Origin of the sequence: Kitasatospora sp. NPDC057015 (assembly GCF_042673745.1) — a bacterium.
In the GTDB taxonomy this organism is placed as follows: Bacteria; Actinomycetota; Actinomycetes; order Streptomycetales; family Streptomycetaceae; genus Kitasatospora.
This window is the reverse complement of record NZ_JBHUSG010000015.1, coordinates 1-22,920: the sequence shown is the minus strand read 5'-3', so window position 1 is coordinate 22,920 and position 22,920 is coordinate 1. Positions and strand designations below refer to the sequence as shown.

The 22,920-nt window shown below is 72.0% G+C and carries 19 protein-coding genes and 1 pseudogene; 5 read left to right on the top strand and 15 right to left on the bottom strand.

Annotated elements, in window-relative coordinates; genetic code table 11:
• Nucleotides 1–85: 85 nt before the first annotated feature.
• The 5 genes from ACFTWP_RS16900 to ACFTWP_RS16880 form a co-directional block, all read right to left on the bottom strand.
• On the bottom strand, nt 86–877 hold the full coding sequence (locus tag ACFTWP_RS16900) for an NAD-dependent epimerase/dehydratase family protein (RefSeq protein ID WP_380265317.1): 792 nt from the start codon (nt 875–877) through the stop codon (nt 86–88).
• Nucleotides 877–2,037 (bottom strand): enolase C-terminal domain-like protein, encoded by a 1,161-nt coding sequence (locus tag ACFTWP_RS16895; RefSeq protein WP_380265316.1) that lies wholly within the window; start codon nt 2,035–2,037, stop codon nt 877–879. Before ACFTWP_RS16895 ends, ACFTWP_RS16900 begins: the two co-directional genes overlap by 1 nt.
• A 5-nt stretch (nt 2,038–2,042) precedes the next feature.
• A complete protein-coding gene (locus ACFTWP_RS16890) occupies nt 2,043–3,350 on the bottom strand; it encodes an ABC transporter substrate-binding protein (protein WP_380265315.1) in 1,308 nt (435 codons plus the stop codon).
• Nucleotides 3,351–3,490: 140 nt separating this feature from the next.
• Nucleotides 3,491–4,396: a carbohydrate ABC transporter permease gene (locus ACFTWP_RS16885; RefSeq protein WP_380265415.1), complete on the bottom strand. Its 906-nt coding sequence runs from the start codon at nt 4,394–4,396 to the stop codon at nt 3,491–3,493.
• Nucleotides 4,397–4,401: 5 nt separating this feature from the next.
• Complete coding sequence (locus tag ACFTWP_RS16880; RefSeq protein WP_380265314.1) at nt 4,402–5,346, bottom strand: carbohydrate ABC transporter permease; 945 nt, start codon at nt 5,344–5,346, stop codon at nt 4,402–4,404.
• A 373-nt stretch (nt 5,347–5,719) separates the two neighbouring features.
• Between ACFTWP_RS16880 and ACFTWP_RS16875 the strand changes: the two genes are divergently transcribed.
• Together ACFTWP_RS16875 and ACFTWP_RS16870 are read left to right on the top strand one after the other, a co-directional pair.
• Entirely contained in the window at nt 5,720–6,649 is a 930-nt protein-coding gene (locus ACFTWP_RS16875; RefSeq protein ID WP_380265313.1) for a 5-dehydro-4-deoxyglucarate dehydratase, read from the top strand.
• Nucleotides 6,650–6,718: 69 nt separating this feature from the next.
• The gene (locus tag ACFTWP_RS16870) at nt 6,719–7,867 is read left to right on the top strand and encodes a hypothetical protein (RefSeq protein WP_380265312.1); all 1,149 of its coding nucleotides are present in this window, start codon (nt 6,719–6,721) and stop codon (nt 7,865–7,867) included.
• A 43-nt stretch (nt 7,868–7,910) separates the two neighbouring features.
• Here ACFTWP_RS16870 and ACFTWP_RS16865 read toward each other — a convergent pair whose 3' ends face one another.
• From ACFTWP_RS16865 to ACFTWP_RS16850, 4 genes are all read right to left on the bottom strand, one after another.
• On the bottom strand, nt 7,911–8,735 hold the full coding sequence (locus ACFTWP_RS16865) for a rhamnogalacturonan acetylesterase (RefSeq protein WP_380265311.1): 825 nt from the start codon (nt 8,733–8,735) through the stop codon (nt 7,911–7,913).
• A gap of 28 nt (nt 8,736–8,763) precedes the next feature.
• Nucleotides 8,764–9,864 (bottom strand): pectinesterase family protein, encoded by a 1,101-nt coding sequence (locus ACFTWP_RS16860; RefSeq protein ID WP_380265310.1) that lies wholly within the window; start codon nt 9,862–9,864, stop codon nt 8,764–8,766.
• A 152-nt stretch (nt 9,865–10,016) separates the two neighbouring features.
• Nucleotides 10,017–11,345, bottom strand: a complete 1,329-nt coding sequence (locus ACFTWP_RS16855; protein ID WP_380265309.1) for a polysaccharide lyase family 1 protein — start codon at nt 11,343–11,345, stop codon at nt 10,017–10,019.
• A gap of 254 nt (nt 11,346–11,599) precedes the next feature.
• On the bottom strand, nt 11,600–12,382 hold the full coding sequence (locus ACFTWP_RS16850) for an IclR family transcriptional regulator (protein ID WP_380265308.1): 783 nt from the start codon (nt 12,380–12,382) through the stop codon (nt 11,600–11,602).
• A 234-nt stretch (nt 12,383–12,616) separates the two neighbouring features.
• Between ACFTWP_RS16850 and ACFTWP_RS16845 the strand changes: the two genes are divergently transcribed.
• Nucleotides 12,617–14,149, top strand: a complete 1,533-nt coding sequence (locus ACFTWP_RS16845) for an aldehyde dehydrogenase (NADP(+)) (protein WP_380265414.1) — start codon at nt 12,617–12,619, stop codon at nt 14,147–14,149.
• Between the two features lie 197 nt (nt 14,150–14,346).
• Nucleotides 14,347–14,958, top strand: coding sequence for an RNA 2',3'-cyclic phosphodiesterase (gene thpR, locus ACFTWP_RS16840; protein ID WP_380265307.1), 612 nt, complete (start codon nt 14,347–14,349; stop codon nt 14,956–14,958).
• Nucleotides 14,959–15,086: 128 nt separating this feature from the next.
• Here thpR and ACFTWP_RS16835 read toward each other — a convergent pair whose 3' ends face one another.
• The 6 genes and pseudogenes from ACFTWP_RS16835 to ACFTWP_RS16810 all read right to left on the bottom strand — a co-directional run bounded on the left by ACFTWP_RS16835 (nt 15,087) and on the right by ACFTWP_RS16810 (nt 21,400).
• Entirely contained in the window at nt 15,087–15,797 is a 711-nt protein-coding gene (locus ACFTWP_RS16835; protein WP_380265306.1) for a hypothetical protein, read from the bottom strand.
• Nucleotides 15,798–16,084: 287 nt separating this feature from the next.
• Nucleotides 16,085–16,192 (bottom strand): annotated as a pseudogene (locus ACFTWP_RS16830) (IS110 family transposase); the annotation flags it as partial.
• Nucleotides 16,193–16,500: 308 nt separating this feature from the next.
• A complete protein-coding gene (locus ACFTWP_RS16825; protein ID WP_380265305.1) occupies nt 16,501–16,785 on the bottom strand; it encodes a hypothetical protein in 285 nt (94 codons plus the stop codon).
• 192 nt (nt 16,786–16,977) lie between these two features.
• A complete protein-coding gene (locus ACFTWP_RS16820; protein ID WP_380265304.1) occupies nt 16,978–17,730 on the bottom strand; it encodes a hypothetical protein in 753 nt (250 codons plus the stop codon).
• Nucleotides 17,731–18,049: 319 nt separating this feature from the next.
• The gene (locus tag ACFTWP_RS16815; RefSeq protein WP_380265303.1) at nt 18,050–18,226 is read right to left on the bottom strand and encodes a hypothetical protein; all 177 of its coding nucleotides are present in this window, start codon (nt 18,224–18,226) and stop codon (nt 18,050–18,052) included.
• Nucleotides 18,227–18,319: 93 nt separating this feature from the next.
• Nucleotides 18,320–21,400 (bottom strand): tetratricopeptide repeat protein, encoded by a 3,081-nt coding sequence (locus ACFTWP_RS16810; RefSeq protein WP_380265302.1) that lies wholly within the window; start codon nt 21,398–21,400, stop codon nt 18,320–18,322.
• An 876-nt stretch (nt 21,401–22,276) separates the two neighbouring features.
• On the opposite strand from ACFTWP_RS16810, the gene ACFTWP_RS16805 reads away from it, so the two are divergent.
• Nucleotides 22,277–22,920: alpha-amylase family glycosyl hydrolase (locus ACFTWP_RS16805; protein ID WP_380265300.1), on the top strand; the 644-nt coding region annotated here is incomplete at its 3' end.

The window sequence follows — 22,920 nt, the reverse complement described above, 5'->3', positions numbered from 1 at the left end:
ACGACCGCACGACCGCACGACCGGGCGGCCCGACAGCCGGGCAGGCGCCCGCCCGAGGGGTGCGCCTCCCCACCGCCCGCAGGGCTCAGGCGGGCGGCTGGACGGTGGTGAAGAACCCGCCGAGCAGCCGGGCGTCGGCGCTGTCGGGGTCGAGTTCGCCGTGCTCGGCCGTCACCTCCGCCGCGTACGCCTCGGCGTCGTCCTGGGGCTCGTAGCCGAGCGCGCGGGCGGAGGTGAGGCTCCACCAGGCGCGGGTGTTGGCGCTGATGCCGTTGACGACGGTGTGGCCGACCTCCGGTGCGCTGAGGGCGGCGTGCACCAGCCGGGCGCAGTCGGCCGGGCTGAGCCAGGTGGACAGCATCCGGGGCGAGCGCGGCCGGGGGAAGCAGGAGCCGATCCGGATCGACACCGTCTCCACACCGTACTTGTCGGCGTAGAGCGAGGCCAGGCCCTCGCCGAAGACCTTGGAGAGCCCGTAGAAGGTGTCCGGCCGGGGGGTGACGTCGGTGCCGATCAGGCCCTCGCCGGTCAGCGGGGTGAAGCCGACGGCGTGGTTGCTGCTGGCGAAGACGACCCGCTTCACGCCCTCCAGCCGCACGGCCTCGTACAGGTGGTGCAGGCCCTCGATGTTGCTGCCGAGGACGGCGGCGAAGGTGTCCTCCAGCGAGATGCCGCCGAGGTGGACCACGGCGTCGACCCCGCGGACGGCCGCACGGACGGCGCCCGCGTCCCGCAGGTCGAAGACGAGCGCGTCCGCGGCGCCCTCGACCGGTCGCAGGTCGGCGAGCCGCAGCCGGTAGCCGTACGGGGGGAGCAGGTCGCGCAGCAGGGTGCCGACGCCGCCGGCCGCGCCGGTGAGCAGGATGGTCCGGGTCATCACAGTGTCCTGACGGTGTGGGACTTGATGTGGTCGAGGTCGAGATCGTCGCCCAGGCCCGGGCGGAGCGGGAACCGCACCACACCGTCGGCGTCGATCGCGTCGATCACGGAGTTCAGGTGCGGCGGCACCTCGTCGAAGTCGAACTGCGGGTGCAGCAGCCCGCGTTCGTACCAGCGGCCGTTGGTGCCGGCGCCGAGCAGGGCGAGGTTGCCGGAGCCGTTGCCGTGCACCTCGCAGTCCATGTTGAAGGCTTCGGCGAGGTGCAGGGTGCGGACGGCGGGGGTGATGCCGCCGACGTCGGTGGTGCCGGTGCGCAGGATGTCGCAGGCTCCGGAGGTGACCCACTCGGCGCGGGTGAAGTTCTTGCCCCATGCCGTCTCGGGGCCAATCACCGGGATGTCGAGCTGGTCGGCGAGCCAGCGGTAGGAGGAGATCGATGCCTCCTCCATCGGCTCCTCGTACCAGTAGTAGTCCAACTCCTGCAGCGCGCGGCCGAGTCGCAGCGCCTCGGTGCGGGAGTACCAGTGGTTGGCGTCCAGCATCAGGTCGATGTCCGGGCCGACCGCCTCGCGGACGGCGGTGCAGGCGGCGATGTCCAGGGCCACCGACGGCGCTCCCGGCACCGGCGGCATCCAGGTGTGCAACTTGATGGCCCGGTAGCCCTGTTCGACGAGCTGGACGGCGAAGGCGGCGAAGTCCGCGGGGGTGGCGAGGCCACCCGCAGTGGTGTCGCCGCACATGGTGGAGGCGTAGGCGGGGGCGCTGCTGCGAGCGCCGCCGAGCAGCTTCCAGACGGGCAGGCCGGTGCGGTGGCCCGCCAGGTCCCACAGCGCGAGGTCGACGAAGCCGAGCGCGCGGTCGGTGAGGCCGCCGTGGGCGCCGCGCTGGCGGCGGGCCAGCGACGTCCAGAGCCGTTCGCGCTCCAGCGGGTCCCGGCCGATCAGCGCCGGGCGGATGTGCTTGTCGAGCACGGCGGTGCGCAGGTGGTCGGGCTGGACGAGGACGCGGCCGGCGGCGCCGTCGGTGTCGGTGACGGTGAGGAGCGCCTCCTGCACCTCGTGCGCGGGGGAGGGGTGGCGGTGTCCGTGCGGGTCGACGGCCGTCCGGGCGACGGTCGTGAACAGCGACACCTCGATGCGTTCGATCGTCGGGGTCATCCGGCTCACCCGTTCTTGGACTTGTAGTCGGCCTGGGCCTTGCTGAGGGCGTCCGCCACGCTCTTGGCGAAGTCGGCGGCGGACATCTTGCCGAGCAGGACCTTCTGGAAGGCGGGCTCGGCGTCCGTCTTGGTGATCTTCGAGTACTGCGGGAGGTAGACCGGCGGCTGGACGAGCTTGGTGCCGGACGCGTTGAGGAGGTCGCCGGCCTCCTTGGTGATGCCCGACTTGGCGTACCACTCGTCGGCGTACGCCTCGGTGTTGGCGGGGATCTGGCCGACGTTCTCGTTCCAGTAGCTGTTGGAGGCGTGCGAGTCGAGGAACTCGATGAACTTCCAGGCCTCCGCCTGGTGCTTGGAGTTCTTGAACAGGCCGAAGCCGTCGACGGGGTTGGCCAGCACGCTGGTGCCGTCAGGGCCGGCCGGCAGCAGGAATCCCGCGACCTTGTCGCCCAGTGCGGTCTTGACGTCCTTGGTGGAGCCCAGGTTGTGGTGCACCATCATCACCTGGTTGGCCTGGAACTGGGCGAGCATCTGCGGGTAGGCGTTGGAGACGTCGGCCTCGGGTGTGGTGGTCTTGTACTGCGCGGCGATCTTCTCGATCAGCGCGACGTTCTTCGGGTCGTCGACCGTGGACTTCCCGCTCGCGTCGAACATCTCGGCCACCCCGGAGTAGGCGTAGGCCTCCGAGAGCACCTGGAAGCCGGCGCCGGAGCCGCCGCGGATGGTGAAGCCGTACTGGTTCGCACCCTTGTCGGTCAACTTGGCGGCGTCGGCGAACAGTTCGTCCCAGGTCTTCGGTGCCGCGAGCCCGGCCGCCTTGAACTTGTCGGCGCGGTACCAGATGACGTCCTGGTTGCCGGAGGACGGCAGCTGGAACAGGCCCTTGCCGCCGCTCGCGGCCTTCGAGGTGGCGAGGAAGTTGGCGGCGAGCTTGCCGTTCAACGAGCTCTTGGCGTACAGGTCGTCGAGCGGGGCGAGCGCCTTCTGCGCGGTGAGCGAGGCGAGCAGCGCGGTGGTGACGCCACCGACGTCCGGGGTGCTGCTGGAGGCGATCGCGGTGTTGTACTTCTCGGCGACCTCGGAGCTGGTGACGCCGACGTACTTGACGGTGATGTTCGGGTTGGCCTTCTCGAACTCGTCGATCAGGTGCTGGAACAGCGGCGTTCTGGCCGGGCCGGCGTTGTTGTCCCAGTAGGTGATGGTGACCTTCGCGCCGCCGCCCGAGTCGGCTGACGATCCGGTGGAGCTGCAGGCGGTCAGCAGCCCGAGGGCGGCGAGGGCGGCGGCGGTGGTGCGCAGGATGCTGGACATGAGGGGGTCCTGACGTGTGGGTGACGGGTGGGGTGCTCGGTCGGCGCGTCGGGTCGGCGCGTTGGGTCGGCGCGTTGGGTCGACGTGCTCGGTCGACGTGCTCGGTCGGCGTGCTCGACCGGGGGTGAGCCGGGTGGTGCTCAGCCCTTGACGGCGCCGGCGCTCATGCCCTGGACGAGGTACTTCTGGACGACCGCGAAGACCAGGACGACGGGGACGGCGGCCACCACCCCGCCGGCGGCCAGAGCCCCGAAGTCGACGGTGTTCTCGCCGATCGTGGTCTGCAGTCCGACCGGGACGGTCTGCAGCTCCGGGTCGTTGAGGAACATCAGGGCGAAGAGGAAGTTGTTCCAGCTGCCGATGAACGCGAAGGAGCCGACGGCGACGATCCCCGGGCGCAGCAGCGGCAGTACGACGGCGAGGAAGGCGCGGATCCGGCCGCAGCCGTCCACCATCGCGGACTCCTCCAGCTCGACCGGGACGTTCCGGACGAAGCCGCTCATCAGGATCATCGCCAGCGGCAGTTGGAAGGTGCTCTCGGCGATGATCAGGCTCCATCGGGAGTTGATCAGGTCGAGGGTCTGGAAGATGTTGAAGAGCGGGATCAGCATCATCGCGCCCGGCACGAACTGCGTGCAGAGCAGCGCGAGCATGAACAGCCGCCGGCCGCGGAACTCGAACCTGGCGAGGGCGTAGCCGCCCATCAGGGCGAAGAAGGTGACGAACAGCAGCGTCAACAGGGCGATCCACACGCTGTTCTGGAAGTAGACCCGGAAGCCCATGTCGTTCCAGACCGTGCCGAAGTGCTCCAGCGTGAGCGGCCAGGGCAGCAGCGAGGTGGAGCCGGCCGGCCGCAGGGCGAACAGCAGCATCCAGTAGAAGGGGACGACGGTGAAGACCAGGTAGAGGCCGAGCGGGAGGAACAGCCGCAGGAACCTGCTGCCCCGCTCGCCCCGGCGGGCGGCGGCCGGTGGGAGGACGGCGGTGGCGGTGGTCACGGCGGGGCTCTCCACGGGTGCGGTCCGGTCAAGGGGGGCGTGCTGCAGGCCGGTCACCGCTGCCGTCCGAACTTGCTCAGCCGCAGGTAGAGCACCGAGCAGAACAGCAGGATCACGAACGCCGCCGTGGTGAGCGCCGAGCCGTACCCGAAGTCGTAGGACTTGCGGGCGAGTTGCGCGACGTACAGCGGGAGGCTGGTGGTCGCGCCGGCCGGGCCGCCGTTGGTCAGGGTGTACAGCAGGTCGACGTTGTTGAACTCCCAGACCGAGCGCAGCAGCGTGGCCAGCACGATCGCGTCGCGCAGGTGCGGGAGCGTGACGTGCAGGAAGCTGCGCACCCGGCCGGCGCCGTCGATCGAGGCCGCCTCGTACAGCTCCTTGGGCACGGACTGCAGGTCGGCGAGGATGAGGATGGCGAAGAACGGTACGCCGCGCCAGAGTTCGGCGACGACGGCGGCGCCGAACACGGTGTCGGGGTTGCCGAGGACGGAGGTGCCGGCGTTGCCGACGCCGATCTCGGAGAGGTAGTGGAAGACGCCGGTGGCGGGGTTGTAGAGCAGCATCCAGATGCTGGTGGTCAGCACGCCCGAGACGGCCCAGGGTGAGAAGACCAGCGCGCGGGCCATCGCCCTGCCGACGAAGGTCTCGTTGACGATCAGTGCCAGGGCGAGACCGAGCAGCAGTTGCAGCAGGACTTCGGCGAAGACCCACTTGGCGGAGAACGCCAGGCTGCTCCAGAAGCGTTCGTCGCCGAACATCGTCCTGAAGTTGCCGAGGCCGACGAAGGCGTCGTCGTACGGTTCGTTGACCACGTGGTGCTGCAGTGCGTAGTAGACGACGCTGCCCACGGGGACGAGCAGGAAGACCGCGAGCAGCAGCACGGTCGGGGCGATGAGTGCGTACGGGGCGAGGGCCCTGCGCAGGCGGGGCCCTCGTTGCCCGGTGGGTGGTGGCCCGACGGCGGGCGGCCTGACGGTGGTCCTGTCGGCGAGAGCCACGGTGAGCTCGCCTCCTCTCGGGCCGGTTCCACGGGTGCCGGGGCCCCGACGGCGGGGGTCCCGGCAGCGGGAGTCGGCAGCTCGGCACGGCGAAGTGCGGTGGGGGCAGGGGGTGTGACGGTGTCTCGGGGAGGCCGCTGCCATGAAGGCGACACGAAGGCGACACGCTCATGGACAGAGTTCACATGCTTGGACACCCTAGGTTTGCGCTGTCCCGCCGTCAACCCCCTGATACAGCCCGGGAAATCCGCGGAATCGAGGGCGCTTTGGCCAGTTCGGCGTTCACGGATGTGTCCAGCGGTCAGAATGATGTATAACGCTGAGACCCCCAGAAACCCCTCCACCCTCCACCGAGTCCCGGAGAGCACCCGCCATGCCAGAAATCGTCCCGCCCCTCGTCGACCGCCTCGACGGCCTCCTCTTCTTCCCCGTCACCGCCTTCGGGCCCGACGGCGGCATCGACGTCCCCACCTTCCGGGCCCATGTCAGGTCCCGCATCGACCACGGCGCGGTCGCCGTCTTCGCCGCCTGCGGCACCGGCGAGTACCACGCGCTGGGCCTCGACGAGTACGAGAGCGTCGTCGCCGCCGCCGTCGAGGAGGCGGCCGGCGCCGTCCCCGTGGTGGCCGGCGTCGGCCACGGCACCGCCCTCGCCCTGGAGTTCCTCGCCCGCGCGGAGCGCGCCGGCGCCGACGGCGTGCTGGCCATGCCGCCCTACCTGGTCACCCCCTCGCAGGAGGGCCTGCTGCGGCACTACACCGCGCTCGCCGAGGCCACCGAGCTGGAGATCATCGTCTACGCGCGCGACAACGCCGTGTTCGACCCGGACACCGTCGTCCGGCTCGCCGAGGTCGACAACATCGTCGGATTCAAGGACGGCATCGGCGACCTCGACCGGATGCAGCGGATCGTCAGCGCCGTCCGCACCGCCCGTCCCGGCCTGCCGTTCCGCTACTTCAACGGCCTGCCGACCGCCGAACTCACCGGCCTCGCCTACCGGGGCATCGGCATCACCCTCTACTCCTCGGCGGTCTTCTGCTTCGCCCCCGACCTCGCCCTGGCCTTCCACAAGGCGCTCGGCAGCGGCGACGACGACACCGTGAACCGCCTGCTGGACGGCTTCTACCGGCCGCTGGTCGAACTGCGCAACCAGGGGCGCGGCTACGCCGTCTCGCTGGTCAAGGCCGGTGTGCGGATGGACGGCCTCGACGTCGGCGGCGTCCGCTCCCCGCTCACCGAGGCCGCGCCCGAGCACATCGCGCAGCTCGCCGCACTCCTGGAGCGGGCCCGCACCCTGATCTGACCAGGACCGCCCGTGGGCGCCGGGCCCCGGCGCCCACGTTCCCTCCGATCCAGTCCAGGAGAACCGGCCGTGCGCAGCTCCGCCTTCCTCTACCCCTGGGACGTCGTGGGCGACCCCGGCGCCCCGCGGCGGCTCGCCGCGCTCGGCGTCCGGCAGGCCACCCTCGCCGCCGCCTACCACTCCACCCGGGCGCTCACCCCGCGCCACCCGGACACCCGGATCGTCACCGCCCGGCACTCCGCCGTCTACTACCGGCCCGAGCCGGCCCGCTGGCGCGGGCGGGCACTGCGCCCGTACGAGCAGGGCTGGGTGCCGGGCGCAGATCCGTTCGAGGCCGCCCGGTCGGCCCTGGCGGAGGCCGGGATCGATGTCCACTCCTGGGTGGTGCTCGCCCACAACTCGCGTCTCGGCGACGAGAATCCGCGCATCGCGGTGCGCAACGCCTACGGCGAGCGCTACCCCTGGGCGCTCTGCGTCGCACAGCCGGAGGTGGTCGAGTACGCCGCGCTGCTGGCGGCCGAGGCCGCCGTGCGGCCGGGGGCGGGCGGCGTGGAGCTGGAGTCCTGCGGCTGGTACGGACTCGCGCACCTGCACGCCCACGACAAGATCGCCGGTGTGCCGCTCGGCCCGGTCGGGCAGTACCTGATGTCGCTGTGCTTCTGCCCGGCGTGCGAGCGCGGCTACGCCGCGGCCGGCGCCGACCCCGCCGCGCTGCGGGTCGCCGTCCGGGCGGTGTTGGAGCCGCTCTGGCGCGGGGGCGCGGAGCCGTCCGGCGGCAGCGAGCAGGAACGGATCGCGGCGCTGCTGGGCGACGACCTGGCCGCCGCGGCGCTCGCCCACCGCACGGCGGCGGCGTACGCGTTCCAGCGGACGGCGGTCGAGGCCGTCCGGGCCGTCGCCGGGCCCGGGTTCCGGATCCTGCTGCACGCCGATCCGCAGGCGCACCACAGCGGTCCCAACTGCGGCGTGGAGGTGCCCCGGGTCATGGAGTTCGCGGACGGCCTGGTCGTCCCGGCGCCCCTGGCCTCCGGTGCGGCGGCGCTGATGCCGGCCCGGTCCGTGCTGGCGGCGAACCTCGGCATCATCGCGGGCGCCGGCGGCGACCCGGCGGGCCTCCACGTCCCCGAGGGAGCCACCGAACTCCGCCTCTACCACGCCGGGTTGGCCTCCGACGAGGACCTGCGGAAGGCGGCCGCCGCGCTCCGCGCCCTCGGCTGACGGGCGCCCCGCCGCCCGCCGGCCGGGAGCGGCGGGGCGCCCGTCAGGCCGCCGGCGGCCAGTGCAGCTCGGCGTCCGCGATGTGCCGGTCGCCGAGGCGGCGCAGGCTGCCGGGCGGCAGCAGGTGCCGGTGCTGCAGCTCACGGGCGATCAGACGGGCGACCTCGATCGCACCGTGGGCCTGGAAGTGCGTGTTGTCCGCCACGCCGTCCGGGTAGGTGGGGAGTTCGCCGGCGGCGGACCAGAGGAAGTACTCCTTGCTCGCCTCCGCCCCCAGCGCCTCCCAGCGGGCCAGGCTCAGCGCCTGGAGGTCGATCAACGGCACCCGCTCCCGGCTCGCCAGGTCCCGCATGGCCTGCGGGTAGCGGCCGTGCGAGGCGTACGCGTGCCCGGCGGCGTCGAAACGGCGGCGTTCGACCGGGGTGACGAGTACGGGCAGGGCGCCGCGGCGGCGGGCGCCCTCGACGTAGCGGCCCAGGTACTCCTGGTAGGTGGTGTACGGATCGGTGCCCCGGGCCGGGTCACCGGTCTTCTCGTCGTTGTGCCCGAAGGAGACCAGCAGGCGGTCGCCCGGGCCGACGTCCTCCAGCAGCGCGTCCAGCAGCCCCAGGTCCGCGAAGCTCTTGGAGCTCGCTCCCGAGAGGGCGCGGTCGTCGACGGTGAGCCGGGAGGCGGTGAACACCGGCAGGGCCTGGCCCCAGCCCGCTCTGGGCGCGAGGTCGGCGGCGTAGACGGAGGCGGTGGAGTCGCCGGCCACGAAGACCGTGGTGCGGCGCGGCGCCGCCTCGGCCCGGGTGCCGGGGAGTGCGGCGAGCAGCGGCAGGGCGGCGGCCGCGGCGGCGAACCGGCGGCGGCTGTGACTGGTCATGGATCGGTCTCCGATTCGCTGGGGTCGGTCAGGCCCACGGCGTCCAGCCGTCGGTGCCGGTCAGGTAGCTCTCGCGGGTGTGCAACGCCGCCTGTTCCCTGCTGAGTTGGGGTCGCTCGGCCGGTACGGTGATCGCCGCGCCAGGGCCCTCGTTGGCGTACTCGGCGAACCGCTGCTGCTGCCAGGGGTAGGCGGCGGACATGTCGGTGTAGGGCGCCGGCGCATGGATGCCCGCGCCGATCCTGCTCCGGCGGACCGTCAGCATCGGATGGGCGGTGGGGTCACTGCTCGGCACCCACGGGCGGGCGAGCCGGAAGGCGCCCGGGGCCGCCGTACTGGTGAAGGCGCAGTGCTGTGCCAGGAACCCGCGCGGGTTGGCACGGGCCGTGCTGGGTGCGAACACGAAGCCCTGCGGGGTGAAGGTCACGTCCCGTTCCAGGGTGCGCAGTTCGCAGTGGTCCAGGACGGCGGTGGCGCGGCCGAAGACGAAGTCGACGTCCCCCTCGACGTAGCAGTGGTCGAAGTACTGCCGGGCGAAGGCGGACAGGTTGGCCGAGTCCGCGTAGAGGGTGTCCTGGTGGCCGAGGAAGCGGCAGTGGTGGAAGGCGCAGCGGTCGCCCGTGACCTTGACGGCGACGGCCTGGGTGGCGGTGACGGTGGGATTCGCGGCGCGCAGCCAGTCGTTGGCGAAGGTGAGGTGGCGGGCGGTGAGGCCGTCGGCCTGGAGTGTGACGGTCGCGCTGCCCGTGGTGCCGTAGGTGCCGCCGCCCGGCTTCGGGGTGCCGGCCGCGGTGTCCAGCACGATCACGGTGTCGGCGGCCCGGCCGGTCGCGCCGAGCAGGGTCAGGGACGGGCGCGACGGCGGGACGAGGACCCGCTCGCGGTACGTTCCGGCGGCGAGCACGATCACGCCGCCGCCCGCCGGGCTGCTCGCGTCGACGGCGGCCTGGAGGGTGCGGTGGTCGCCCCGGCCGCCCGGGTCGACGTACAGGGTCAGGGAGTTGAGGCGGGCGGCCGGTGTGCCGTACGGGCCGAAGAGCCGTCTGGTGGCGGCTCCGGCGGGGGTGGCCAGAGCGGTGGTGAGCGCGGCGGTGGTGCCGAGCAGGAGGGTGCGGCGGGGTAGGGGCACGGCGGTTCTCCCTGGTGGTGGCGGGGCTCCCGGGCGGCGGTCGGGCGCGGGGTGCCGGTCGGGGCCGGGCGGGGAGGAGCGGGCCCCGGCGCGGGGGGGGGCGCGCCGGGGCCCGCGGAACGGAGGCAGGGGAGCGGTGGAGGTGGAGCGGATCAGATGCGGCCGGCGCCGGCCCTGGCGGTGACCAGCCCGGGGACGGCGCAGGCGGGCGACACCTGGGCGCGCAGGGTGGGCGTCCACCCCGCGCCGGCGGCGAGCGGCTTGGTCGGATTGGCGGTGTTGAACGCGCCGATCAGGTCGGTGACCCTGCCGTTGACGAGGTTGCCGGAGTCGGTCAGCGCGGTACCGCCCCAGTTGTAGATCAGCTTGGCGGCGGCGATGTCGGCGGGCAGCTTGAAGTAGTTGGCCTCGGCGACGATCTGCGAGGACTTGCCGACGCCGAAGGCGTACTCGAAGTCCCCGGACTTGGGCGTGTAGTAGTTGTTGTAGACGTCGACCTGGCCGAAGCGCACCCGGGGCGAGCGCTGGACGGTGTTCTGCCAGAAGTTGTGGTGGAAGGTGACCCGCAGGTGGCCCGCGTCGACGGTCGAACTGTCGCTGCTGCCGACCAGGTTGGTCTTGTCGTGGTCCTTGAAGACGTTCCAGGACGCGGTGACCAGGTCGGCGCCCTTGGTGATGTCCAGCTGGCCGTCGTGGACCTGGTACGGCCGGTCGAAGTAGAGCGGCTGGGCGGCGTCCTGGTTGGCGCCGTCGGTGAAGGTGTTGTGGTCCACCCAGACGTGGGTGGCGTTGTAGAGCGCGACGGCGTCGTACAGCGAGTTCCAGTTGCCGGTGGCGCCGTCGGTCGGGTCCCACTGCGGGAAGCAGTCGGCGGCGTCCTCGACGGTGAGGTTGCGGATGATGACGTTGTCGACGTTCTTCACCACCAGGCCGCCGCCGAGCAGCCGGCCGCCGTGCACGCCGACGATCGTGGTGTTGGAGCCCACGTTGATCTGGACCTTCTCGCCCTGGAGCTTCGCCGAGGCCGCGCGGGCGTCCTCCTGGGCACCGGACGGCTCCGTCGCGGTGCCCCAGACCGCGGGGTCGTACGCGGCGAGGTAGGCCGCCAGCGAGTACCCGTCGGTGCTGTAGTCCTGGCAGCTCAGGTGCCCGGCGGAGTCGTCGGAGTTGAGGTCGATGGTGCCCGAGATGTAGATGATCTTCGGGATGGCGTTGGAGCCGTTCGTGGCGTTGCCGCCGCCGAGTGCGGCGACCAGCTGGGCCCGGGTCCGGACCGTCACGGTGTGCGCGGCGTCGGCCTGGGAGCCGCCGGTGGTGCCGGTGGTGGCCGAGGCCCAGCCGTCGTTGGGGGCGAGCACGGCGCGGCCGGGGCCGGAGCCGGTTGCAGCGGCGCCGGGGGCGGAGACGACGGCGAGGCCGAGGCACAGGACGGTCGCGGTGAGCAGGGTGCCGGCCGGCCGGATCGATCGGGAGACGCGCATGGGTGGGCTCCTCGTCCTGGGAGTGCGGCGCTTGGCGCAGGGCGCGCGCTGGTGGGGGAGCGGCGCGCGGGCGGGCGCACCGGGAGGGGATGCGCGGCGAGGCGCCGCCGTCAGGTTCACAAGTATGAATCCTGATCGCATCCATGGCCGGACACTAGAGAGCGGGGCGCGGCCTTGTCAATAAGTCCGGCGGGCATGCAAACGGCGGCGCCCCGCACGCGGAGTGCGGGGCGCCGCCGGAGGGTGACGGTTCGTCAGAGGTGTCGGGTGGCCAGGGTGAGCCGGTCGCGGGCGTCCAGCAGCGCGTCCCGGATCATCTGCTCGCGGCCGGGCGTCAACCGGGCGATCGGCACCGACACGCTCACCGCGTCCCGCGCCGGGCTGCGGTACGGGATCGCGGTGCCGAAGCAGCGCAGGCCGAGCGTGTTCTCCTCGCGGTCGACCGCGTAGCCGCGCTCGCGGATCCCGTGCAGCTCCTCGATCAGCTTCTCGCGGTCCGTGTGGGTGTGCTCGGTCAGCGGCTCCAGCTCGGCCGGCAGCAGCCGGCGGACCTGCTCGTCGGTGTGGGTGGCCAGCAGCGCCTTGCCGTGCGAGGTGGAGTGGGCCGGCAGCCGCCGTCCGATCCGGGTGAACGGGCGCAGGCTGTGCTGGGACTGGCGGGTCGCCAGGTAGACCACGTTGGTGCCGTCCAGGCGGGCCAGGTGGATGGTCTCCGAGGTGTCGTCGGCCAGTCGGTCGAGCGTCGGCCTGGCCGCCGCCACCACCTCGTCGCCGTCGATGTACGAGGTGCCGACGAGCAGCGCCCGCACCCCGATGCCGTACCGGGTGCCGGTCGCGTCCGTCTCCACCCAGCCGAGTTCGACCAGGGTGCGCAGCAGCATGTAGAGGCTGCTCTTCGGGTATCCGGTCTGCTCCTGCACCTCGGTGAGGCTGTGCATGCCGGTGTGCCCGGCGAAGTACTCCAGGAGCTCGACGGTGCGCACGGCGGACTTCACCTGCGCACCGGTGCCGGCGCCCGGGCTGGTCGGTGTGGTCATGCCCTTGACCCCCTTTGTCGCGCGGCGTATCGTCCCGCGAGTTCAACGAGTTGTATGGCGTTCAGCATACTGAACAAATGCATGGTGTGTGGACACTGTGGCACAGACCACTCGCAGGGCCCTCCCCGGGCCCCGGAGCGGACGCTACCGGACCGCCACCCCGATGAGGAGGCCTGCGCCGTGACCACCGAAACCGCCTCGACCACCCGGCCGGCGACAACCGAGCCCGCGCCCGTGTGGAGCACCGACCCGCGCACGGGCGAGCACCGCGCGCAGGTGGCCGTCGAGGCCGGCTCGTCCGACGTGGACCGCGCCGTACGGGCCGCCGCCGGCGCCGCCCACGCACTGGCCGACCGGCCGCTGCGCGCCGCCCTGCTACGAGCCGCCGCCGACCACCTGGAGCGCGCCGCCGACGAGGTGATCGCCGTCGCCGACGCGGAGAGCGCCCTCGGAGCGCCCCGGCTCGCCGGGGAACTGGCCCGCACCACCTACCAGTTGCGCGAATTCGCCGGGATCGTCGAGGAGGGCGCCTACCTCGACGTGGTGATCGACCACGCCGACCCCGCGCTCGGCCGCCCCGATCTGCGCCGGATCCGCACCGGGCTCGGTGTCGTCGCCGTGTTCGCCGCGAGCAACTTCCCGCTCGCCTTCAGCGTGCCCGGCGGCGACACCGCCAGCGCCCTCGCGGCCGGCTGCCCCGTCGTCGTCAAGGCCCACCCCGACCACCCCGCCACCGGCGAACTCTGCGCCCGACTGCTGCGCACCGCGGCCGCCTCCGTCGGCCTGCCCGAGGACGTGGTCTCCCTGCTGCACGGGTTCGACGCCGGGCTCGCGCTCGTCCGCCACCCGCTCACCGCCGCCGTCGGCTTCACCGGCTCCGTCCGCGGCGGGCGCGCCCTGCACGACATCGCGGCGGCCAGGCCCCGACCGATCCCGTTCCACGGTGAACTCGGCAGCCTCAACCCGGTGGTGGTCACCCCGGCCGCCGCAGCCGGCCGAGCCGCCGAGATCGGCGCCGGCCTCGCCGCCTCCTTCACCCTGGGCAACGGCCAGTTCTGCGTGAAGCCGGGCCTGGTGCTCATCCCCGCGGGCGAGGCCGACGGCAGTGTGCTGGAGAAGGCCGTGGTCGAGGCCGCCGGCCGGGCCCCGGCCGCCCCGCTGCTCGACGGCCGGATGCGTACGGCGTTCCTGGCCGGCGTCCGCGAACGGGCCGCACTGCCCGACGTCGAGGAACTGCTCGCCGCGGTCGAGGCGCCGACCACGGACACGCCGCTCGCCGTCCGCCCCGGCGTGCTGGCGGTGCCCGCCCAGCTGCTCGCCGCCGACGGCCCGCACGCGCTGCTGCTGGAGGAGTGCTTCGGCCCGGTCACCGTACTGGCCCGCTACCGCGACCCGGCCGAGCTGGCGGTCGTGCTCGCCCGGTTGGACGGAAACCTCACCGCCACCGTCCAGTTCGCGGCCGACGAGCGCGGTGAGGACGCCGCCGCACTGCTGCGCAGCCTCGTCCCGCTGGCCGGCCGGATCGTGGCCGACGGCTGGCCGACCGGTGTCGCCGTCGCCCCCGCCATGCACCACGGCGGGCCCTACCCCGCCTCCACCTCGACGTCGACCTCGGTCGGCGCGGGCGCGATCGGACGCTGGCTGCGGCCGGTCAGCTACCAGACCGTCCCGCAGGAACTCCTGCCGGCCGAGCTGCACGACGGCAACCCGCTGGGCGTACCGCGGCGGGTGGACGGCCGCCTGGAGCACGGCCGGTCGGCGCGGTGATCCCGATCACGGACCCTGCGGGGGCAGAGGAGGGATCCGGGTAGAGGGGGAAGGGGGTGTGGTCGGCCGGTCCCGCCGCTCGGCTGAGGGATCCGACGCGTCGTTCCCCCGGTTCGTTCCGGGCGCCGCCGCGTCGTCCTCGCCGAAGGCGGGGTCCGCCCGTCGGCCGGGAGGGTCGGACGTGCTAGAAATCCCTGGTGGACGTTCCCCCCGAGCCTTCGACCCTGCGCGTCTTCGTGGCGCTGGCACCGCCCGACGACGCCAAGGACGAGCTGGCCCGGGCCCTGCAGCCCGTCTACGCCGGGTACCCGCAGCTGCGGTGGAACCGGATCGAGGACTGGCACATCACCCTGGCCTTCCTCGGCGAACTGCCCTCCACGGCGGTGCCCCTGCTGCGATCGGTGCTGGCCGGCCGGGCCGCGTCGCACCCGGCCCTGCAGCTGGGCCTGCGCGGGGGCGGCCACTTCGACGAGCGACTGCTGTGGAGCGGGATCGACGGGGACCTGGAGGGACTGCACCTGCTCGCCGCCGACGTCCGCGACCAGGTCAGGTCCTGCGGGATCGAGTTCCGCGACCGCCCGCTGCGCCCCCATCTGACCCTGGCACGCTCCCGTCGCGACGATCCCACCAGCGTGCCGCAGGCCGCGGCCGCCCTCACCGGGTTCGTCGGCCGCCCGTGGCGCACCGAGCGTCTCCACCTGGTCGGCAGCAACTTCGGCCGCGGCCCCGGGCCGATCCACTACCGCGACATCGAGGCGTGGCCGTTGGGCACGGCGGTCCGGGGCGAGGGCACTCCCGCCGAGTCGTAGCCCACCGTGGGCACCCCGCTCGCCGCTGGCTGTGCCCGCCGCTCGGTGGGGCGCGGCGGGCCGGGAGCGTCGCCGGCGCCCTGAACTGGGTGCCGCGGAACCCGCCTTCGATGAGGGCTGCTCGTGGATCACTTCCAGGTGATGCCCTCGTCGAGGGTGTAGGGGTCGTCCCAGTATGTGACGGCCGCGACCCTGGAGCTCGTGGGGGACATCACCGGTATGCAGAATTCGGCGGACTTGCCGTTGGTGAACTCGCTGGGCAGCGAGCCGTCGGAGCACTTGGCGAAGGTCCCGAAGACCATCAGGGCCGGTGCCTTGGTGCCGTTCGCGAGCAGGCCGCTGATGTGGCTGAGGTTGGAGAACGAGAGGTCGGCGTCGCTGATGTTGGTGACCTTGTAATGGATGTAGTACGGCACCAGGCCCTTGGTGTTGTCGTCGAGCCTCAGCGAGGCGAGGTCGGTCGGGTCGGCCTTCTCTATCGAGGTGACCGTGAGCGCGATGGCGCCCTCGGAGCCTGCGAACGAGAACGGCAGCCGGACGGCGTCGCCGATCTTGACGGTGGTGCCCGGGGCCGGGCCGGAGACGGCCGGTGCCGGGGCGGCCGAGGGACTCGTCGGTGCGGCCGCCGTGATCGAAGGGGCCGTGGTGACCGAGGGGGCCGTGGTGACGGGCGCGCTGCTCGCAGTGGCGGTCGGGGTGGCCGCCGGAGTGGTGGAGGGCGCGGAGGTTGCGGTCTCCACCGCGGACCCGCCGCCGCTGCAGGCGGCCAGGGTGAGTGTGCCGACCGCGGTCAGGCAGGCCAGGACCGTCGTGCGGCGACTTCTCTCGATGGGCTTCACGTGACATCCCCCGTTCGCGCGGGCCACGCGATCGTGACCCTCCTGAGGGATCTTCATAGCGTAGCCAGTGAGGCGGGCGCCACCTCGATGTCGGCCCAATTCCCGGATGGTGAGGGACAGTCATTTCCAGCCTTCCAGCCTTCCAGCCTTCCAGCCTTCCGGCGGAGGTGTCCTGTTCCAGCTTCTGGGCCGTCCGGCCGGCACCTCGCCGGGGGGATGATGCTCTTTTGGATGTCGAGCAGCGGTGGTGAGCCGCTCAGCGGTGATGCTTGGGGTGCGGGGTGCGGGGTGCGGGGTGCGGGGTGCGGGGTGCGGGGTGCGGTCAGGACCTGGTAGACCTCTCGGGCGATGAACCGCTTGAGGCAGCGGATGATCTCCTTCTTCGAGAGGCCTTCGGTCGCGCTACGGACCGCCCCCCAGCACTCTCGAACTGCGACTCCTCGAAGCTGACCCAGTACTCCAGCTCAGAGCCACACTGGTCGAAGGGCAAGTCTTCGACGTGCCCCTCTGGTGTGCTGCGCAGTCGATCGGATCGGGTCGTCCGGTTGGCGATCAGTGACGCGATGCGGGACCGGCTGGAGCCGTTGATGCCGATGGGCGGCTACGGCGAGATCCTCTGCCCGGCCGCTCGGGACACCACCAGGCCTGGCATTCGAGGCGGCCGATGGATCGAACGAGACATGGTGCGCCGCCCGGCAAAGGGCTACGAGTGGGCCACGACCTCGCCGGCTGTGATCTGGGGAGGGGTGGGGAGCAGGTCAGCGAGGTGCTCCCGTACGAAGCCGGCCGCGCTGTCGGTCGACTCCTCGGCGCCGGCGCGGTCCTGGAAAACACTCGTCGACACCATCACCGAGTTCCCGGCGTCGACCCAGTAGTAGGCCACGAAGCCTCGGACCTGGCGCAGGAGCGGTACGAACCCCTCGTGTACCCGGCGTCCCGCCTCGGCCGGATCGATGACCCCTTCGTACCGCCGAACCACTGCGTACATTGCTGCTCTCCTCACTGGGGTGCTGCGTCGTCGTCTGTGTAGGCGGTCTACCCGTCGTGGGACGTGCGGGGGCACGCGACGCGCGTGGAAGTCACCGGATGGGGACCGCCCGGGGATCCGAACGGCGGTCTCCTACGACGAGGAGGCCGGGCGACGGGGAGAGCGTGACGCGTCCTGGCCGCCGCCGCGCTGTCAGCGGCCGGCCAGGTGGTGGGAGGTGCGCTCGACCTCTCTCAGCTGGATGGTGGTCAGGCCGCGGGCCTCCCAGATGACCGCGGCCACGTCGGTGGCGCGTGGGTGGAGCGGCGTGAGGTCGTCCGGCAGGTGCACGCTGCCGAGCGCGGCGAGGTCCGGGGCGGGAATGCCGAGCACGCCTGCGAAGCCGGCCACCAGTTCGGGGGTCGCTTCGACGGTGCCGCGGCCCACCCCGCCGATCGTGGACGCCGCCCGGTAGATCCGACCGTCGGTGACCGCGTGGAGGGCCTTGGCCGTGCAGCTCCAGTTGAGGTTGCGACTGTGCGTGAGTTTCAGGAGCACCGCGCCGAAGCCCGGCTCGTACCGGTGGTGCGGCCGGTCGGGCCCGCCTCGCTCCTCCCTTTGCACCGGGGGCTGCGCCCGGATCGCCTCCAGCAGCCGGTGCCGGTTCTCGGCGGGCATGGCCGTCATGTTGTAGACGACGTGGCTGACCGACCAGTGCGGATTGCGGGTGACCGGCTTCAGGTCGTCTGGTACCGGCTGCCCGGCCAGGACGAACAGGTCCGCGATGTGCAGGCCGAGGACGGGCTCGAGGTCCCCGAGCAGCCGTCCGCCCGGCGGCCGCCCGTCGAGCACGGCCTGCAGCTCCTTCCTGTCGGTGCCGGATGCCGCCGAGAGCGCGGCGGTGTCGAGCGTCCGGTGCTCCATCAGACGCGCGAGCAGTGCGCCGAACTCCAGAACGTCTGTCATCCCGTCAGCCTATCGACCGGAGGGGAGGTCAACTGGCGCCCGGCAGCAGCGGGCCAAGACGACCTGTGAGGGACATGGGCGCGCCAACCCGACTGCGAGGCCCGTCGTTTCGTTCCGTCGCGCATCTCGGCCGCCGTGCTCGTCTCGGCTGCCGGCCGGTCAGGGCTGCCCGGCCCCAGGAACCCCCGAGCGACCCCACGCCCACAACGCCCACACGGTCCGCAAACCGATCCCGCGAACCCGCAAACCACGAGAACAGCCCAGGTCGGCAACCCAGAACCACGCCGAAACAAGCTAAAGATCAAGTTCGGCCTGTTCCCTACCGATACGGGAACCCAAACGCCCCCTGCCGGAGCGGCGCGACGGAGACAACCCAGCAACTGCCCTCGTCCGATTCCTCGATCGTGAAGCTTCCCTCAAAGGCATCGACCAACCTGTCGAGGATGGCGCGCAGCCTTCGGATTGCCTCGGTTTCGGAGAGAACACTGCTTGCCATGGCAGGACGCTAGTTCATCCGAGCGACGGCCGTGACGGTTCTTCCCACGGGCGCCGCTCGTGAGGCCAGGAGATGCCCACCTCGCGCGATCGGCTACGAGCGTCGCCAGCGGGCCCGTATCCGACGCCACCAACCACCTGCCCGGCCCGCCTCCGCCAGTGCATCGGCCAGATGCCACTGCGCATGGTCCCCGCGGTGGCGGTCGCCGAGGTCGGTGAAGATGGCCGCCGCCCGGGTGTGGGCGTCGATGGCGTCCTCGAACCTGCCCGCGTCCTGGAGGGTGAGACCGAGGTTGGTCCGTGCTACGCCTTCGCGGTGCCGGTCGCCGAGGTCGGTGAAGATGGTCGCGGCCTGCCCGAGTGCGTCGACGGCGTCCTCGAACCTGCCCACGTCCTGCAGGGCGTTGCCGAGGTTGTTGAGCGCCTGACCTTCGCCATGGCGGTCGCCGAGGTCGGCCAGGGTGGCCGCGGCCCGGGTGTGTGCGTCGATGGCGTCTTCGAACCTGCCCACGTCCTGGAGGGCGTTGCCGAGGTTGTTCAGCACGGTGCCCTCGCGGTGGCGGTCGCCGAGGTCACGGCAGATGGTGAGGGCCCTGGTGTGGGCGTCGACGGCGCTCTCGAACCTGCCGACTTCCGGCAGGGCGTTGCCGAGGTTGGTCAGTGCTGTGCCTTCGGCGTGGCGGTTTCCGAGGTCACGGCAGATGGTGAGGGCCCGGGTGTGGGCGTCGACGGCCTCCTGGAACCTGCGCACTGCCTGCAGGGCGAGGCCGAGGTTGTTCAGTGCCTGGCCTTCGGCGTGGCGGTCGCCGAGGTCACGGCAGATGGCGAGGGCCCCGGTGTGGGCGTCGACGGCGTCCTCGAAACTCCCCACGTCCTGCAGAACGGTGCCGAGGTTGTTCAACACCTGCCCTTCGCCATGGCGGTCGCCGAGCTCGCGGCAGATGGTGGCGGCACGTGTGTGGGCGTCGATCGCCTCCCGGAACCTGCGTACCTCCCGCAGGGCGAGGCCGAGGTTGTTCAGTGCCTGGCCTTCGCGGTGGCGGTCGCCGAGGTCACGGCAGATGGCCGCTGCTCGGGTGTGGGCGTCGATGGCGTCCTGGAACCTGCGTACCTCCCGCAGGGCGGCGCCGAGGTTGTTCAACGCCACGCCTTCGCGCTGGCGGTCGCCGAGGTCGGCGAAGACGGCCACGGCCCGGGTGTGTGCGTGGATGGCCTCCCGGAAACTGCGCACCTCCCGCAGGGCGTTGCCGAGATTGCCCAGTGCCTGGCCTTCGCGGTGGCGGTCGCCGAGGGCGGTGAAGATCGCCGCTGCCCGGGTGTGGGCGTCGATGGCGTCCTGGAACCTGCGTACCTCCCGCAGGGCGGCGCCGAGGTTGTTCAACGCCACGCCTTCGCGCCGGCGGTCGCCGAGGTCGGCGAAGATCGCTACGGCGCGGGTGTGGCTGTCGATGGCGTCCGGGTACCTGCGCACCTCCCGCATGGCGTTGCCGAGATTGCTCAGCGCCCGGCCTTCGCGGTGGCGGTCGCCGAGGTCGGTGAAGATGGCCGCTGCTCGGGTGTGGCTGTCGATGGCGTCCTGGAACCTGCGTACCTCGCGGAGTGCGAGGCCGAGGTTGTTCAGTGCCCGGCCTTCGTGGTGGCGGTCGCCCTGGTCGCGAGTGGTGGTGACGGAGTGTTCTGCGATGGTGATCGCGTCGTCGAAGTGCCGGCGCACCAGCAGGAAGCCGTGGAGGTGGAAGGCCAGGGCGAGGGCGGCGGGCAGGTGCCGGGTGGTGGTGGCGACGAGGATGGGGTGTTCGGCGTCCAGCCAGGCGAGTGCCTGGTGACGGTCGTCGAAGTGGGCCGGGGGTGGGTCGCCCGGCAATGCCTTGAGGTGGTCGGCGGCGGCGGCCGTCAGGTCGGTGTAGCGCCGTAGCAGCCGGTCCAGGGCTGCCCGGCTCTCTTCGGTGCGGGGATCGGCGAGTTCGGCGGTGTAGAGACGGATGAGGTCGTGCATGCGCCAGCGTCCGGAGCCGACGGGGTGTTCGGTGAGGAGGCCGGCGGCGGCGACGGCGGCCAGGGTGCGGCGGGTTTCACGTACGGGCCGGTCGGTCAGGGCGGCGGCGCTCTCGGTGGACAGGTCGGGGCCGACGCACAGTCCCAGGAGACCGAACACCCGGGCGGGTTCGGGGGCTAGGCGCTGGTGGGAGAGGTCGAAGGCGGCACGCACCGCCAGCAACTGCCCGCTGGTGTCGTGGAACTGGAGCGAGTCCAGGGTGCCGGCCAGGTCGCCGGCGAGGGTGGCGACGGACAGACCCGGATCCGAGATCAGCAGTGCGGCGGCGATCTGCAGGGCGAGTGGGAGGCGTCCGCAGTGCGCCACCACCTCGGCCAGCGCCTCGGGTTCGGCCGTGCAGCGCCGGTCTCCGGGCAGTACCAGGGCCACGGCTTCGCGGATGAGTTCGGCGGCGGCGGTGGCGTCCAACTCCTCCAGGCGTACGAGCCTGGCCCGGAGGGTGGGGGAGGTGAGGGTGTTGCGGGAGGTGACGAGCAGGCGGTGCGCGCGGTGGGCGGGGATGAGGGCGGTGAGTTGGGCGGTACTGGAGGCGTCGTCGGCGACGATCATGACGGCTCCGGCCTCGTGCGCGCGTCCGGTGAGTTCGGACTGGTAGAGGGCCGCGAGTTCCTCCAGCTCGCCGGGAAGGTCGTCGCCCGATGTCCCGAGCTGACGCAGCAGGGCTCCGAGGGCGCGTTCCGTGCTGACGGGGCCGGCGGGGTCGTAGCCGCGCAGGGTCACGAACAGCACCCCGCCCGGGAACATGCCCCGCGCCACCGCTTCGTGGGCGGTGTGCAGGGCGAGGGCGGTCTTGCCGATCCCGGCCAGACCCGCCACCGCGGACACCACCACGGTCGCCGATCCGCCCGGGACCTCACCCGTCGACTCGGGCGTCCTTCCCCATCTGGCCGCGCGCACATGGTCCGGGGCGAGCGCGGCGAGCAGTTCGTCGACCTCGGCCTGTCGGCCGACGAGGTGTTCGGGGCCGGCGGGCAGGGCGGCCGGGGCCGGCGGCCGCTGCGAGCGCATCCTGGTGATCTTCATGATGTGCAGGTCGCGGCCGGCTTGGTACACATGGCCTTGGTCGGAGGCGGAGGCGTCCTGCCGGATGCCGGTCGGCTGCGTCTCGTCCGCGGTCATGGGTTGGGCTGGTTCGTGCGGTGGTCGCCGGTGGCCCGGTGGACGTGACTGTTTCGCGCCGCGGTGGCCTCCTGGCGGACCGTCAACGGTGAACCAGGGGCGGCCACGACTCCTGCCCCGAGGGTGGCGAAGGTCGCCAGCACCCACCGGTCGACCTCTGCCCCGGGTATCCAGTCGAACGATGCCGACCCGGCCGGCCAGCGGCACGGTACGAACATGACGACCGCCGCCAGGACGGTCACCGCCCACCGAACAGGACGAGACATCCCGGCCCCTTCCGCACCGCCGCTCCAGACCCCCCGAAGCGGCAGCGCGCACCCTACTCCTGGGTCACGCACAGTGTCCAAAGTGACACGCCGCGAGCCATCCGTGAACGGGGCGAGCCGTCCGGTAGGCGGCGGCCGACACCCCTGGCCGAGGGCGGCGCCCTCTGGAGGGTGAGGCGACGCCATGACCGCGGGAGCCGGGTCGTCCGGGCGCCCAGGGCAGGTCGTCGCAGGCGGGGCCGCCGCGCCGCGCTCCGGGCGCACGGTCGACCGCCCCGTCCAACGTCCGCCATTGCGAGAGGTATTGACGTCAGATCAGGGCACCCGTAGGTTTCGCATCGCCTTGCTGAAACTTTCAGCAAGATTCTGCAGAGATGTGGTGCGCGGCGTACTTCCGAGGGGCTTGATCGCCGCAACACCAGCTCCTCCGACCTGTCGAGCGCCGCAGCCGTCCCGCCGAGGCGAGCCGGTCGCGGCCCCCACCGCCCAGCAGCAGCCCTCCACCCAAGGGAGTCCGTCGGTGTCCTATCTGATCCGCCAGCCGAGACCTGTCCCCAGCTCGCGTCCCCCGTCCGGCTCCGCTTTCGCAGCCCGTTTCCGGCGTGGGCCGGTGGGTCTGCTCGCCGCCGGTGCGTTGCTGGTCGGGGCCGTGCTACCGGTCGCGTTCCAGGCCAGTGCGCAGGCTGCCGCCGTCCCGAACGGCGGTGATGTGATCGCGAACCTCTTCGAATGGAACTGGAACTCCGTCGCGAACGAGTGCACGACAGTGCTCGGGCCCAAGGGCTACGGCGCCGTCCAGGTCGCACCGCCGCAGGACTCGATCAAGCTGAACGGCGCGCACCCGTGGTGGGAGGTCTACCAGCCGGTCTCGTACGCGCTGAACAGCCGGATGGGCACCGAGGCGCAGTTCAAGGCGATGGTGACGGCCTGTCACAACGCCGGTGTGAAGGTGTACGCGGATGCGGTGATCAACCACACGGCGGGTGTGAACCAGAGCAGCACCAGCTCCTACGGCGGTGCGAGTTTCAACCCGGCCGGCTACACGTACGGCAACATCCCGTACAGCAGTGCCGACTTCCACGGCTCGCCGCCCTGCCCCAACGCCAACCTGGGCATCAACGACTGGAACAACGTCACCCAGGTCCAGGAGTGCCAGCTCGTCTCGCTGTCCGACCTGAACACCGAGTCGGACTACGTCCGCGGGAAGATCTCCGGTTACCTGAACAGCATGGTCGACGCCGGCGTGGACGGCTT